This is a genomic window from Aureimonas sp. Leaf454, from assembly GCF_001424685.1.
In the GTDB taxonomy this organism is placed as follows: domain Bacteria; phylum Pseudomonadota; class Alphaproteobacteria; order Rhizobiales; family Rhizobiaceae; genus Plantimonas.
The window spans coordinates 141,641-155,273 of the sequence record NZ_LMQT01000001.1 but is presented as its reverse complement, the minus strand read 5'-3'; the positions used below and the strand labels follow the sequence as shown (position 1 = coordinate 155,273).

Sequence of the window (13,633 nt, the reverse complement as noted above, 5' to 3'; positions counted from 1 at the left end):
GACGCGCCGGATCAGAGGACGCCGGGATAGAGCGCATCGAGCCGTTCCAGGATCCGGGCTCGCCAGGCCGCATCGCGGTCGGCTCGCGGCGTCGCGATGTCCTCCATGCCGCGGACCTTCGCCGGGCGCTCCGACAGGAACACGATCCGGTCCGACAGCTCCACCGCCTCGCGCAGATTGTGCGTCACCATCAGCGCCGTCGTGGGACGGGTCGACCAGACGTCGATGAGAAGCGTGCGCAGGCGCGTCGCGGTCTCCTCGTCGAGCGAGACGAACGGCTCGTCCAGCACCAGGAGCGAGGGTTCGATCGCGAAGGCGCGCGCCAGCGCCGCGCGCCGGGCGAGCCCGAGCGAGAGTTCGGCGGGGAAGTGACGTTCGAGGCCGGACAGTCCGAGCGTTTCGAAAAGCGGCCGAAGATCCCGCCTGCGGAGCGCCTGGGGCAAGGCGAGGCGGACATTCGTTTCGACGTCGCGCCAGGGCAGGAGTCGTGGTTCCTGAAAGACGGCGGCGACGCGGCTCGCTCCGGCCGGGCGCTGGATCTGTCCGCGAAAATCCGTGTCGAGGCCGAGCACGAGACGCAGTGTCGTCGTCTTGCCGCAGCCGGACGGACCGATCAGCGTCGTGAAGGCGCCGGCCTGAGCGGTGAAGGAAAGGCCGCTGACCGCGAGGATGCGCCGGCCGTTCGCCGAGAGGAACGACTTCTCCTCGATGGCGACCGCCAGCCCGTCCGTCTTCATCGGCTTCGGGACGTCAAGCATGACGGCCCCGCCAGCGCGTCGCGCGGCGTTCCAGCGGTTGGAGGACGAGGATCTCGATGGCCAGCATCACCGCGACGAACGCCAGCGTGTAGGCGAGGATCGCGGCGACGTCGGCAAGAGAGAAGTAGAGGTTGATCTGGAAACCGACGCCGTTCGAGCGGCCGAGCAGTTCCACGACGAGCGCGATCTTCCAGATCAGCGACAGTCCCGAGCGCGCCGCCGCCGCCGCATAGGGCTGAAGCTGCGGCAGCACCAGATGGCGCAGACGGTCCACGAAGCCGAATCGGTAGATCCGGGCCATTTCCGCCAGCGGCCGGTCGAGCGCCCGGGCGCCCTCCCGGAAGGTCACGACGACGTTCGGGATCTTGTTGACCGCGATCGCCCCGATCGCGGCCGTCTCGTTCAATCCGATCCAGAGATAGGCCAGCACGATCACGACGAGCGCGGGGATATTGAGGAAGAGGATCAGCCAGGGATCGAAGAACCGGTTGGCCGCGCGGTTCATGCCGAGCGCGATGCCGATCGCGGCGCCGATCGCCATGGCGACGACGAAGGCCGCGACCACCCGCAGGAGCGTCATGGCGAGGTGGAAGGGCAGTTCCCCGGTGCGCGTGTCGGCCCAGCCCGCCGCCAGCACCGCGGCCGGCGTCGGCACGAGGCGCGAATGGGCGAGGTCCGCGCCGATCCACCAGACGGCGAGGAGAACCAGAACGGACAGGACGAGGGTGGCGAGACGGGCAAGCGAACCCTTCGCACCGGTCCCGGCGTCAGGATGCATTCTTCAGGCCGGCCCAGTAGGTTCCCGAGTCGAGCGTGAGACCCGGCCCGACGAGCTTCTCCCCGCCGATATCGCGAAGCACGCGGTACAGCCGCTCCGCATCCTTCACCTCTTCCGTCACCGCGCGGTGGGGAATGCCCCGACGATAGCGATCCCGCATGACGTTCAGCGTCGTCTCGTCTTCGGCCTTGATGAGGGGCGCGAGCGCGGTCCATTCGCTGTCGGACGTGGCGAGAAGCTGCTTGGTCTCGCGCGAGGCCGCGAGAAAGCCCTCGACGGCGGCGGAATGCTCCCTCGCCCAGGCTTCGGGAAAGACATAGCCGATGGCGGCGACCGGGCCGGACGCGCCGGCGGCGCCCGCGGCTTCCTCCCCCGAGACGAGTTCGCGGAAACCCGCGGCTTCGAGGCGGGCGGCGTAGTTCCAGAAGATGAGGACGGCGTCGAGCTCGCCCTGCCTGGCTTTTTCCGCGAGAAGCGGCGGCGCGGCATAGGCGATCTCGGCCTCTTCGGCGAGATCGATCTTCGCCTCGCGCCGGGCCAGCGCCTGGATGAGCAGCCAGTTCTTGTCCAGCGGACCACCGGCGACGCCGAGCACCTTGCCCTTGAGGTCGCCGAGAGACCGGATCGCGCTGTCCTTCGGCACCATGATCGAGCCGACCGAGGTGGAGTAGGGCGCGAAGACGTAGGGCGTGCCCTCCGCCCGCATGCGCGAGACCCAGAGCCAGTCGGAGACGATCATGTCGACCGCGCCGCCCTGCAGCGCGACGGCCGTCGCCTCCTCGCCGGCGAAGGGCTGCACCTCGATGGAGATCCCGTGCTTGGCATCCAGCCCGTTGCGCTTCATCGCATCGAGCTCCCAGTTCACGGTGCCGAACTTCAGGACACCGACGCGCACGATCTCGGCCGCCAACGAGCCGAAGCTGCCCGCGAGCGTGATCGCCACGGCGAGCGACGCCGTCCTCCATCCGAAACCCATGCGTTCCTCCCGATTCCGCTGCTTCGGCGCCCGTCGGCAAGATAGCATGACAAAGGCCGCCGTCGCGAGACGGCGGCCCCTGAAACTCATGCGGCGAAGACGACGTTCGAACGGCGCTCGATCACGCCGCCGACTTGCGGCCCACACCCCAGATCACGGCCGTCGACAGCGCCATCTTGACGAGATCGGCCGGGACGAAGGGGAGGAAGGCGACGGTGAACGCCTTATCGAACCCGATCGCGCTGCCGAGCCACAGAAGGCCGAGACCGTGGATCGCGGCGTGCGCGGCGAGAACCGAGAGAGCGATCGTCGGCAAGGAACGGGCGAAACCCGTCTCCACGAGACGCCCGACGACGAAGGCCGCGGCGAGGAAGCCGAGGAGGTAGCCGCCGGTGGGGCCGACCATGTAGGCGAGCCCGATGCCGCGCTCGGGGGTTCCGGCGAAGACCGGCAGGCCCATCGCGCCTTCGAGAAGGTAGAGGGCGAGCGTCGCCGCCCCGAGGCGGGCGCCGAAGGTCGCGCCGATCATGACGACGCAAAGGCTCTGCAGGGTCGCCGGCACCGGCCAGAACGGCACCTGCACCTTGGCCGAGACGAAGAGGACGAGTGTTCCCAGAAGAGCCAGGGCGACGCCGCGGACGGCCTTGTCGGTCGAGTTGGAGGTCGGCCAGAGACGCTGGGCGAGAGGTGTGGCGGCGTTGCTCTGCATCGGTCGGGCCTTCGATGATTCTGTTGTTGTGCCCCGCATCATGCCGCTCGCAGGATGCGAAGGCAAGACGATGCAGCGCGGCGCAGCCGGCGGCGGCGGCGCTTGCGGGACCGCACCGTCGTCGTCAGCCGGCCTTGGAAAGCGTCCGGCGCACCGCGTCCTGCCAGCCTGAAAGCTTGCGTCCGCGCGTGACGGCGTCCATCTCCGGCTCGAAGCGGCGCTCCAGACGCCAGCGGGCCGAAAAGCCGTCGCGGTCGGGCCAGACGCCGGCCTTGTGCCCGGCGAGCCAGGCGGCGCCGAGCGCCGTCGTCTCGAGGACAACCGGCCGGTCGACCGGAGCGGCGAGAAGGTCGGCGAGGCGCTGCATCGTCCAGTCCGAGGCGACCATGCCGCCGTCGACGCGCAGCACCGTCTCGCCGCTCGCCGCACCGTCCCGGCGCATGGCGTCGAGAAGATCGGCGGTCTGGAAACAGACGGCTTCGAGTGCGGCGCGCGCGATCTCGTTCGGGCCGGTGTTGCGCGTGAGGCCGTAGATCGCGCCGCGGGCATCGGCATCCCACCAGGGTGCGCCGAGCCCGGTGAAGGCTGGAACGAGATAGACCTCCTCCGTTTCACTCGCGGCCGCCGCCATCGGACCGGACCTGTCGGAGCGCTCGACGATCTTCAGCCCGTCGCGCAGCCACTGGACCGCCGCGCCCGCGATGAAGATCGAGCCCTCCAGCGCGTAGGTCGTGACGCCGTCGAGGCGATAGGCGACCGTCGACAGGAGGCGGTTCTTCGAGGTGACCTTTTCCGAGCCCGTGTTGAGGACGGCGAAGCAGCCGGTTCCGTAGGTCGCCTTCATCATGCCGGGCTGGAAACAGGCCTGGCCGACGGTCGCGGCATGCTGGTCTCCTGCCATGCCGAGGATCGGGATCGCGACGCCGAAGAGACCCGGATCGGTCTCGCCGAAACGGGCCGCGCAGTCCATGACCTCCGGCAGGAGCGAGGCGGGAATGTCCAGGAGGGCGAGAAGCTCGTCGTCCCAGCGGTTGGCCTGGATGTCGAAGAGCATGGTGCGGCTGGCATTGGTGGCGTCCGTCGCGTGGACGCGGCCGCCGGTCAGGCGCCAGAGAAGGAAACTGTCGATCGTGCCGAAGGCGAGCCTGCCGGCCTCGGCGGCGGCGCGCGCGCCGTCCACATGGTCGAGCAGCCAGCGAAGCTTGGTGCCGGAAAAGTAGGAATCCACGATGAGGCCGGTCTTCTCGGTGACCATCGGCTCCGCGCCGTCGGCCACGAGGCGGCGGCAGAAGGCGGCGGTCCGCCGGTCCTGCCAGACGATCGCGTTGTGGATCGGCTTGCCCGTGTCGCGCTCCCAGACGACCGTCGTCTCGCGCTGGTTGGTGATGCCGATGGCGGCGATGTCGGCGGCCGACAGGGAGGCGTCGGCCAGCGCGGTGCGGATCGTCGCCAGCACCGTCTTCCAGATCTCCTCGGCATCGTGCTCGACCCAGCCCGACTGCGGAAAGACCTGCGCGAATTCCTGTTGCCCGACGCCGACGATGCGGAAGCCGTCGTCGAAGACGATGGCGCGCGTCGACGTCGTGCCCTGGTCGATCGCGAGGATGTAGCCGGACATGAGCGCTAGCCTTCCCACTGATGTGTCGATGCTCGGAGATGGACATGGGAAAGGCCGGGGATGGCCCGGCCTTTCCGTCGTTTCGGTCGGTTCCGGTCCGCTTACTGCGCGGGCGCCGAAGCGGGCGTCGCCGCCGGCATCGCGGACGCGTTCGCGTCGGCCCAGCCCTTCACCAGCTCGTCGTAATTGACGGTGACCGGCTTTTCCTTCTCGTTCTCGACCTTGGGCTGCGGCGCGAGCGTGCCGTTCGCCTTGGCCTGCTCGACCCAGTAGGCCATGTCCTGCTCGTCGTTCAGCTTGGGGCCCTTGTCGCCCTGGACGCCGGCGCGCTCCAGGCGCTGCATGACCTTTTCCTGCTCGGCGCAGAGCGAGTCCATGGCCTCCTGCGGGGTCTTGTTGCCGGCGGCCGCGTCGCCGATCGCCTGCCACCAGAGCTGAGCCAGCTTCGGATAGTCCGGAACGTTCGTGCCGGTCGGCGACCACTGCTTGCGGGCCGGCGAGCGGTAGAACTCGACGAGACCGCCGAGATCCTTGGCGCGATCGGTGAAGCTCTTGTCGCGGATGGTGGATTCGCGGACGAAGGTCAGACCGTAATGGCTCTTCTTCACGTCGACCGTCTTGGAGGAGACGAACTGCGCGTAGAGCCAGGCGGCCTTGGCGCGGTCGACCGGGGTCGACTGCATCAGGGTCCAGGAGCCCACGTCCTGGTAGCCGAGCTTCATGCCGTCCTTCCAGTAAACGCCGTGCGGCGAGGGAGCCATGCGCCACTTCGGCGTGCCGTCCTCGTTGACGACGGGCAGGCCGGCCTTCACGGCATCGGCGGTGAAGGCCGTGTACCAGAAGATCTGCTGCGCGATCTCGCCCTGTGCCGGAACCGGGCCGGATTCCGAGAAGGTCATGCCCTGTGCGGCCGGCGGTGCGTAGGCCTTCATCCAGTCGAGATACTTCTGGATGGAGTAGACGGCCGCGGGGCCGTTCGTGTCGCCGCCGCGCGCCACGCAGGAGCCGACCGGCTGGGACTGCTCGTTGACGCGGATGCCCCATTCGTCGACCGGCACGCCGTTCGGCAGGCCCTTGTCGCCGTTGCCGGCCATGGACAGCCAGGCATCGGTGAAGCGCCAGCCGAGCGAGGGATCCTTCTTGCCGTAGTCCATGTGGCCATAGACCTTCTTCCCGTCGATCTCGCGACCGGTGAAGAATTCGGCGATGTCCTCATAGGCGGACCAGTTCACGGGAACGCCGAGGTCGTAGCCGTACTTCGCCTTGAAGTCGGCCTTGTTCTTCTCGTCGTTGAACCAGTCGTAGCGGAACCAGTAGAGGTTCGCGAACTGCTGGTCGGGAAGCTGGTAGAGCTTCTTGTCCGGCGCCGTCGTGAAATCGGTGCCGATGTAGTCGGCCAGATCCAGCGTCGGCGAGGTCGCGTCCTTGCCTTCGCCGGCCATCCAGTCGGTGAGGTTGCGGACCTGGTTGTAGCGCCAGTGGGTGCCGATCAGATCGCTGTCGTTGACGTAGGCGTCGTAGATGTTTTCGCCCGACTGCATCTGCGTCTGGAGCTTCTCGACGACGTCGCCCTCGCCGATCAGATCGTGGGTGATCTTGATGCCGGTGATGGCGGTGAAGGCCGGAGCCAGAACCTTCGATTCGTATTCATGCGTGGTGATCGTCTCGGAGACGACCTTGATGTTCATGCCGGCGAAGGGCTTGGCGGCATCGATGTACCACTGCATCTCCTTTTCCTGATCCGCGCGGGGCAGGGTGGAGAGGTCCTTGATCTCGGCGTCGAGGAAGGCCTTCGCCTCGTCCATCCCGGCGAAGGCCGGGCTCGCGCCGAGCGCCAGCGTCACCGCCGCGCAGGACAGTAGCCATTGTTTCTTCATGAGATGTCTCCTCCCAGAGCATTCGGGCCGGTCGCCGTAGAGGCGCGTTCCGCGTCGACCGGCCGAGGTCGCGCGCGCCATATCCCGCCCCGGTCATCGGGGCGAAGGGGGTTGCCTCAGACGAGGCGGAAAACCAGGACCGCATAGGCGGCGCAGACGATCAGCGCGTACCAGAGCGGCAGTTCGGTCGAGGCCAGCCAGCCGAGGCAGATGAAGGCCGAGCCGAGCAGCGTGAGAAAGAGCCGATCGCCGCGGGTCGTCTCGAAGCGCAGGATGCCGAAGCGCGGATGTCCGCCGGGCGAAACGTATTCCCACACGCCCATCAGCGCGATCAGGCCGAAGATGCAGAGGAAGAAGATCGCGGTCGGCCAGGTCCAGGCCATCCAGGACAGATCGGGCATGGTCAGACCCTCCCCAGGGCAAAGCCCTTGGCGATATAGTTGCGCACGAACCAGATGACGATCGCGCCGGGAATGATCGTGAGGACGCCGGCTGCGGCAAGGACGCCCCAGTCCATGCCCGAGGCCGAAACGGTGCGCGTCATGATGGCCGAGATGGGCTTGGCGTCCGTCACGGTCAGCGTGCGCGCAATGAGGAGTTCGACCCAGGAGAACATGAAGCAGAAGAAGGCCGCCACGCCGATGCCGCTCGCGATGAGGGGCGTGAAGATCTTGAAGAAGAAGCGCGGGAAGGAATAGCCGTCGATGTAGGCCGTCTCGTCGATCTCCTTGGGCACGCCCGACATGAAGCCTTCGAGAATCCAGACCGCCAGCGGCACGTTGAACAGACAATGCGCGAGCGCCACCGCGATATGCGTGTCGATGAGACCGAAGGCCGAGTAGAGCTGGAAGAACGGCAAGGCGAACACGGCGGGCGGGGCCATGCGGTTCGTCAGAAGCCAGAAGAACAGGTGCTTGTCGCCGAGGAAGCGGTAGCGCGAGAAGGCGTAGGCGGCCGGCAGCGCGACGGCGACCGAGATCACCATGTTCATGACGACGTAGATGATCGAGTTGATGTAGCCGTTGTACCAGGACGGGTCGGTGAAGATGACCGTGTAGTTGCGAAGCGTCGGCTCCGCCGGCCAGAGCGTGAAGGCGTTGGTGATCTCGACATTGGTCTTGAAGCTCATGTTGACGAGCCAGTAGATCGGCAGGAGCAGAAAGACGATGTAGACGATCGGGATGAGCGCCTTCGGCTTGAACGAGCCGGAGCGGCGACGCGCACGGGCCTTCAGCGCGGTTTCCGAATGGGCGGCGGCGGGAATGCCGTCCGCGGACAAACGAGGATTGACCATGGTCGGGGCGCTCATTCCACCGGCTCCTTCACCGCGCGATCCCGCCCGGCATTTTCCATGACGGTGTAGAAGATCCAAGAGAGGAGAAGGATGATCAGGAAGTAGATCAGGCTCATCGCGGCAGCCGGGCCGATGTCGAACTGGCCGACCGCCATCTTCACGAGATCGATCGAGAGGAAGGTCGTGGAATTGCCGGGGCCGCCGCCGGTGACGACGAAAGGCTCGGTGTAGATCATGAAGCTGTCCATGAAGCGCAGCAGCACGGCGATCAACAGGACGCGGCCCATCTTCGGCAACTGGATGTAGCGGAAGACGGCCCAGCGCGAGGCGCCGTCGATCTTGGCGGCCTGGTAATAGGCGTCCGGGATGGAGACGAGGCCGGCATAGCAGAGGAGGACGACGAGGCTCGTCCAGTGCCAGACATCCATGACGATGAGCGTCGCCCAGGCGTCGAACGTGTTCTGGACGTAGTTGTACTCGATGCCGAGGCCCGACAGCGTGTGACCGAGCAGGCCGATGTCGGTGCGGCCGAAGACCTGCCAGATGGTGCCGACCACGTTCCACGGAATGAGCAGCGGCAGCGCCATCAGGACGAGGCAGACGGGAACCCAGATGCCCTTCTTCGGCATGGCGAGCGCGACGAGGATGCCGAGCGGAACCTCGATCGCGAGGATGATCGCAGAGAAGAAGAGGTTGCGCATCAGCGCCTGGTGGAAGCGCTCCGAGGTCAGCGTCTCCACGAACCATTCCGTCCCGGCCCAGAAGAACTGGTTGTTTCCGAAACTGTCCTGAACCGAATAGTTCACGACCGTCATCAGCGGGATGACGGCGGAGAACGCCACCAGGAGCAGCACCGGCAGGACGAAGAACCATGCCTTGTTGTCATAGGCTTTGTTCATGACGGCCTCCGCTCGACGAGCCACGAGTCGGCATAGAGATTGAGCGCACCGGGTTCGAGGACGGCATCCGCCTCCGCGGGAAGGCCGGCGCCTTCGGCGATGACGGAGACGAGCTTCTGGCCATAGAGCGAAGCGCGCACGATGCGCTCCGAGCCGACATCCTCCACCCGGTCGATGGTGACCGGAAGGCCTTGGCCGCGCGGCACGATCCGCACGAATTCCGGACGGATGCCGAGTTCGGTCTTTGCGCCGGCGGCGGCCTGCCGCGCTCCGCCGGGAATGGCGATGCGCGCGGCTCCCACGATCGCGTCGGTTCCGTCGACCTGGCAGTCGAGAACGTTCATGCCGGGGGAGCCGATGAAATAGCCGACGAAGGTGTGGCGCGGTCGCTCGAACAGTTCCTCGGGCGTGCCGATCTGCACCACTTCGCCATCGTACATGACGACGACCTTGTCGGCGAATGTCAGGGCTTCGGTCTGGTCGTGGGTGACGTAAACCATCGTCATCTTGAACTGGCGGTGAAGCTCCTTCAACTGTGAGCGCAACTGCCACTTCATATGGGGGTCGATGACCGTCAGCGGCTCGTCGAAGAGGATCGCGTTGACGTCCGGGCGCACGAGGCCGCGGCCGAGCGAAATCTTCTGCTTCTCGTCGGCTGTCAGCCCCTGCGCCTTGCGGTCGGCCTTGGCGTCGAGCCCGATGCGGCGGAGCATGTCGGCGACGCGCGTGTCGATCTCGGCTTTCGGCACCTTCCGGTTCTTCAGCGGGAAGGCGAGGTTCTCGCGAACGGTCATCGTGTCGTAGACGACCGGAAACTGGAACACTTGCGCGATGTTGCGCAGTTCCGGCGAGAGTTCCGTCACGTCCCGCTCGTCGAAGCGAACATGCCCCTCGGAGGGCGTGAGGAGGCCCGAGATGATGTTGAGGAGCGTCGTCTTCCCGCAGCCGGATGGCCCGAGCAGCGCATAGGCGCCGCCGTCGTCGAACGTGTGGTCGATCTCGCGCAGGGCATAATGGCCGGCCCGTGCGAGCTCCGGCGTGTAGGCGTGGCGGATGTGGTCGAGGCGAATGCGAGCCATGGTCTGTCCCTTACGCCGCCATCGGGTGAGCCGGCGCCATGGCGCGGCCAGCCGGATCGAAGAGCAGCATGTCGGCGGGCTCGAACTGGAGTTCGACGGCGTCGCCCGGTGAAACGCGATGGATGCCGCGCACCAGAGCGACGATTCGCGTCTCGTCGCAATCGGCGTGAACGAAGCTTTCCGAACCCGTCACCTCCGAGATGACGACACGCCCCGTCAGCCGGATCCCGCCGGACACGCTCGTTCCGAGCGAGAGATGGTGCGGGCGAAGACCGACTTGGTAGGCGCCGTCCGGCAGCGCGCGATGATGCTCGGGAACGGGAACGTTCAGACCGGACGCGGATGTGAGGCTCGCGCCCGACTTCACGAGGTCGAGGACGTTCAAGGGAGGATCGGAGAAGGTGCGCGCGGTCACGAGATCGGCCGGCCGGCGGTAGATCTCGGGCGTGCGGCCGAACTGCGTGATGCGGCCTTCGTTCAGCGTCGCGGTGTTGCCGCCGAGGAGGAGGGCTTCGGTCGGTTCGGTCGTGGCGTAGACGAAGACCGCGCCGGTCTCGGCGAAGAGTCGCGGCAGTTCCTCGCGCAGTTCCTCGCGCAGCTTGTAGTCGAGATTGGCGAGCGGCTCGTCGAGAAGAACGAGTTCGGCGTTCTTGACGAGGGCCCGGGCGAGCGCCGTGCGCTGCTGCTGCCCGCCCGAGAGGTTCAGCGGCGTGCGCTGGAGATAGGGCGTCAGCTTCATCAGCGTCGCGGCCTTCGTGACCGCGGCATCGATCTCCGCCGAGGATTTCCCCTGGATGCGAAGAGGGGAGGCGATGTTCTCGTAGACCGTCATCGCGGGGTAGTTGATGAACTGCTGGTAGACCATCGCGATGTTGCGCTTGGCCACGGCGACGCCGGTGACGTCGCGCCCGTCCATGAGGATGCGGCCCGTGGTCGGACGATCCAGCCCGGCCATCAGGCGCATCAGGCTCGTCTTGCCCGAGAGCGTCGGTCCGAGCAGCACGTTCAGCGAGCCGCGTTCGAGCTTTAACGACACATCGGCGATGTGCGTCTCCGCTCCGACGGTCCTGCCGACGTCGATCAGTTCCAGCACCGCAACCCTCCCCAGGTCGTTCCTGCAGTCTCGACGTCGTGCCACCTCGTTCGAAGGCCGGCGCGTCGTCGCTCGTTTCAAGCTATTCGGCTGCGAGACGCCCGCTGCGGGCGTGTTCGCGCATGTAGAGATCGAGACGCTCGACCTCGTCCCTGGCAAAGCGAAGGCCGAGCTTGGACCGTCGCCAGAGCACGTCGTCCGCGGTGACGGCCCATTCGTGCCCGATCAGCCAGTCGACCTCGGCGGCAAAGAGCCCGTGTCCGAACGCCTGCCCGAGTTCGGCCGATCGCAGGAACGCCAGGGCATCGAGGCCGTAGGACCGGACGAGCCGGCGAACGGTGCGCGGATCGAGCTTCGGCGCGAGCGTGGCGACCTGCGCCTCCAGCCCGCCGACGCCATCGATCGGGAAGGCACCGCCCGGCAGCGCCTGGCTCCCCGTCCAGGAAGCGCCACGGCTTCCGATCCGCTCGCCGATCCGTTCCAGAACTTCCTCGGCGAGCTTGCGGTAGGTCGTGATCTTTCCGCCGAAGGCGTTGAGCACGGCCGGCTCACCGGCGGACTTGTCGCCTTCCACCTTCAGGACGTAGTCGCGGGTTGCCTCCTGCGCCTTCGAGGCTCCGTCGTCGTAGAGCGGGCGCACGCCGGAGAAGGTCCAGACGATGTCGGCGCGCGCCAGCGGCTTCTCGAAATACTCGCTGGCAGCCGAGAGGAGATAGTCGATCTCACCCTCGGTGATCTTCGCTGCGCCGGGCTCGCCCTGATAGTCCTGGTCGGTGGTCCCGACGAGGGTGAAGTCGTCCTCGTAGGGAATCGCGAAGATGATGCGGTTGTCGGCGTTCTGGAAGATGTACGCCCGATCGTGATCGAAGAGGCGCTTCGTCACGATGTGCGAGCCTTGGACGAGGCGGATGTGATGCGCCTCGTTCCGGCCCATCGCCGCCTGGATGACCCGGTCGACCCAGGGTCCCGCGACGTTGACGAGGAAGTCCGCCGTCACGATCCGCGTCGCTCCGCCGTCGCGTTCGCGAAGCGAAATGCGCCAGCTCTTTCCCTCGCGCCGCGCTTCCGTCACCTCGGTGCGCACGCGGATGTCCGCACCGCGCGCCGCCGCGTCCCGGGCGTTGAGAACCACCAGCCGGGCGTCGTCGACCCGCGCGTCTGAATATTCGAAGCCGCGCGAGAAGACCTTCTTCAACGGCGCGCCCAGCGGCCCCTTGGAGAGGTCCACGGTCGTCGTCGCGGCCAGATCCTTCCGGCCGCCGAGATGGTCGTACATGAAGAGGCCGAGGCGCAGCATCCAGGCCGGCCGAAGTCCCTTGGCGTGCGGCAGCACGAAACGGAGCGGGCGGATGATGTGAGGCGCGATGCGCCAGAGCACTTCGCGCTCCATCAGCGATTCGCGCACCAGGCGAAACTCGTAGTGTTCGAGATAGCGCAGGCCGCCGTGAATGAGCTTGGTCGACCAGGACGAGGTGCCGGACGCGAGATCGTTCATCTCGGCAAGGCCGACGCTATAGCCGCGTCCGGCCGCATCCCGCGCGATGCCGCAGCCGTTGATGCCGCCGCCGATGATGAAGACGTCGAAATGCGTCATGTCCCGCCCTTTTCGCATTGCAGCATTTTGATTGCGCTTGCGAAACTCATCGAAGGATTGGCGAAAACAAACCGAAAGTCAAGCGAGCTTGTCAGTGAGCCTCTGTTTCGATGAGCGTGACGCTTTTCTCGGCGCAGACGGTGCGGATCGACGGAAGCGGGCAGCGATCGGTGACGAAGGTGTCGATCTGGCTGAGATGGCCGATTCGAACGGGGGCGCTGCGCTCGAACTTCGTCGCGTCGGCGGCGAGGATCACATGGCGTGCGTTCGAGATGATGGCCTGCGCCACGCGCACTTCGCGATAGTCGTAATCGAGAAGCGAGCCGTCCGCGTCGATGGCGGACGCGCCGATCACGGCGAAATCGACGCGGAACTGCCGGATGAAGTCCACGGCGGCCTCGCCCACGATGCCGCCGTCCGACCGGCGCACGACGCCGCCGGCGATCACCACCTCGATCTCGGGATAGGGGCGCATCGCGGTCGCGACGTTGATGTTGTTGGTGATCACCATCAAGCCGGCGTGGCGAAGGAGGGCCTGTGCGGCCGCCTCCGTCGTCGTTCCGATGTTGACGAAGAGAGAGGCCCGATCGGGGATGAGGTCGGCGACGGCCCGCCCGATCGCTGCCTTCTCCGTCGATGCGATGGCTCTCCGCGCGTCGTAGCCGACATTCTCGACGCCGGACGAGAGAACGGCGCCGCCATGGACGCGGGAGAGGAGGCGCTGGTCGCAGAGATCGTTCAGATCCTTGCGGATCGTCTGCACGCTGACCTCGTAGCGTTGCGACAGGTCCTCCACCTGCACGCGGCCGGACCTCTTGGCCGTTTCGAGGATCTGCATCTGCCGTTCGGAGAGCATGCTCGCATCATCCCGGATTGGATCGTCGATCCGGTGTAAAGCGAAACCTCGTCCGTGAAAAGCGAAACCCATTTCGCCCCGCCCGAACGGCCGAACCGAAAG

At 66.6% G+C, this 13,633-nt stretch carries 13 protein-coding genes; all 13 read right to left on the bottom strand.

Translation table 11 applies throughout. From position 1 onward, the window contains the following. Nucleotides 1–11: 11 nt before the first annotated feature. Nucleotides 12–758 carry an ATP-binding cassette domain-containing protein gene (locus ASG43_RS00690; protein WP_244487938.1) on the bottom strand — a complete coding sequence of 249 codons (747 nt, stop codon included), beginning with the start codon at nt 756–758 and terminating at the stop codon, nt 12–14. Continuing rightward, nucleotides 751–1,536 (bottom strand): ABC transporter permease subunit, encoded by a 786-nt coding sequence (locus ASG43_RS00685; protein WP_056499141.1) that lies wholly within the window; start codon nt 1,534–1,536, stop codon nt 751–753. Before ASG43_RS00685 ends, ASG43_RS00690 begins: the two co-directional genes overlap by 8 nt. Further along, a complete protein-coding gene (locus ASG43_RS00680; RefSeq protein WP_056499137.1) occupies nt 1,526–2,512 on the bottom strand; it encodes an ABC transporter substrate-binding protein in 987 nt (328 codons plus the stop codon). The genes ASG43_RS00685 and ASG43_RS00680 overlap by 11 nt, the downstream gene beginning before the upstream one ends. Nucleotides 2,513–2,633: 121 nt before the next feature. Beyond that, nucleotides 2,634–3,221, bottom strand: coding sequence for a biotin transporter BioY (locus tag ASG43_RS00675; RefSeq protein ID WP_056499135.1), 588 nt, complete (start codon nt 3,219–3,221; stop codon nt 2,634–2,636). 124 nt (nt 3,222–3,345) lie between these two features. Next, nucleotides 3,346–4,839, bottom strand: coding sequence for a glycerol kinase GlpK (gene glpK, locus ASG43_RS00670; protein WP_056499132.1), 1,494 nt, complete (start codon nt 4,837–4,839; stop codon nt 3,346–3,348). A gap of 101 nt (nt 4,840–4,940) precedes the next feature. Continuing rightward, a complete protein-coding gene (locus ASG43_RS00665) occupies nt 4,941–6,716 on the bottom strand; it encodes an ABC transporter substrate-binding protein (protein WP_056499129.1) in 1,776 nt (591 codons plus the stop codon). Nucleotides 6,717–6,832: 116 nt separating this feature from the next. Beyond that, entirely contained in the window at nt 6,833–7,117 is a 285-nt protein-coding gene (locus ASG43_RS00660; RefSeq protein WP_056499127.1) for a DUF2160 domain-containing protein, read from the bottom strand. A gap of 2 nt (nt 7,118–7,119) precedes the next feature. Continuing rightward, nucleotides 7,120–8,010 (bottom strand): carbohydrate ABC transporter permease, encoded by an 891-nt coding sequence (locus ASG43_RS00655; RefSeq protein ID WP_156386432.1) that lies wholly within the window; start codon nt 8,008–8,010, stop codon nt 7,120–7,122. Between the two features lie 11 nt (nt 8,011–8,021). After that, a complete protein-coding gene (locus ASG43_RS00650; RefSeq protein WP_056499123.1) occupies nt 8,022–8,909 on the bottom strand; it encodes a sugar ABC transporter permease in 888 nt (295 codons plus the stop codon). Continuing rightward, the gene (locus tag ASG43_RS00645; RefSeq protein ID WP_056499121.1) at nt 8,906–9,988 is read right to left on the bottom strand and encodes an ABC transporter ATP-binding protein; all 1,083 of its coding nucleotides are present in this window, start codon (nt 9,986–9,988) and stop codon (nt 8,906–8,908) included. Before ASG43_RS00645 ends, ASG43_RS00650 begins: the two co-directional genes overlap by 4 nt. A gap of 10 nt (nt 9,989–9,998) precedes the next feature. Next, nucleotides 9,999–11,081, bottom strand: coding sequence for an ABC transporter ATP-binding protein (locus ASG43_RS00640; RefSeq protein WP_056499118.1), 1,083 nt, complete (start codon nt 11,079–11,081; stop codon nt 9,999–10,001). A gap of 82 nt (nt 11,082–11,163) precedes the next feature. Beyond that, nucleotides 11,164–12,675: a glycerol-3-phosphate dehydrogenase gene (gene glpD, locus ASG43_RS00635; protein ID WP_056499115.1), complete on the bottom strand. Its 1,512-nt coding sequence runs from the start codon at nt 12,673–12,675 to the stop codon at nt 11,164–11,166. Nucleotides 12,676–12,766: 91 nt separating this feature from the next. Then, nucleotides 12,767–13,531 (bottom strand): DeoR/GlpR family DNA-binding transcription regulator, encoded by a 765-nt coding sequence (locus ASG43_RS00630; protein WP_056499113.1) that lies wholly within the window; start codon nt 13,529–13,531, stop codon nt 12,767–12,769. Between the last annotated feature and the right edge of the window lie 102 nt (nt 13,532–13,633).

Coding starts and splice junctions, on each gene's coding strand:
- ASG43_RS00685 (WP_056499141.1), bottom strand. CDS start 1,536: ATGCATCCTGACGCCGGGACCGGTGCGAAGGGTTCGCTTGCCCGTCTC.
- ASG43_RS00660 (WP_056499127.1), bottom strand. CDS start 7,117: ATGCCCGATCTGTCCTGGATGGCCTGGACCTGGCCGACCGCGATCTTC.
- glpK (WP_056499132.1), bottom strand. CDS start 4,839: ATGTCCGGCTACATCCTCGCGATCGACCAGGGCACGACGTCGACGCGC.
- ASG43_RS00680 (WP_056499137.1), bottom strand. CDS start 2,512: ATGGGTTTCGGATGGAGGACGGCGTCGCTCGCCGTGGCGATCACGCTC.
- ASG43_RS00655 (WP_156386432.1), bottom strand. CDS start 8,010: ATGGTCAATCCTCGTTTGTCCGCGGACGGCATTCCCGCCGCCGCCCAT.
- glpD (WP_056499115.1), bottom strand. CDS start 12,675: ATGACGCATTTCGACGTCTTCATCATCGGCGGCGGCATCAACGGCTGC.
- ASG43_RS00645 (WP_056499121.1), bottom strand. CDS start 9,988: ATGGCTCGCATTCGCCTCGACCACATCCGCCACGCCTACACGCCGGAG.
- ASG43_RS00665 (WP_056499129.1), bottom strand. CDS start 6,716: ATGAAGAAACAATGGCTACTGTCCTGCGCGGCGGTGACGCTGGCGCTC.
- ASG43_RS00675 (WP_056499135.1), bottom strand. CDS start 3,221: ATGCAGAGCAACGCCGCCACACCTCTCGCCCAGCGTCTCTGGCCGACC.
- ASG43_RS00690 (WP_244487938.1), bottom strand. CDS start 758: ATGCTTGACGTCCCGAAGCCGATGAAGACGGACGGGCTGGCGGTCGCC.
- ASG43_RS00650 (WP_056499123.1), bottom strand. CDS start 8,909: ATGAACAAAGCCTATGACAACAAGGCATGGTTCTTCGTCCTGCCGGTG.
- ASG43_RS00630 (WP_056499113.1), bottom strand. CDS start 13,531: ATGCTCTCCGAACGGCAGATGCAGATCCTCGAAACGGCCAAGAGGTCC.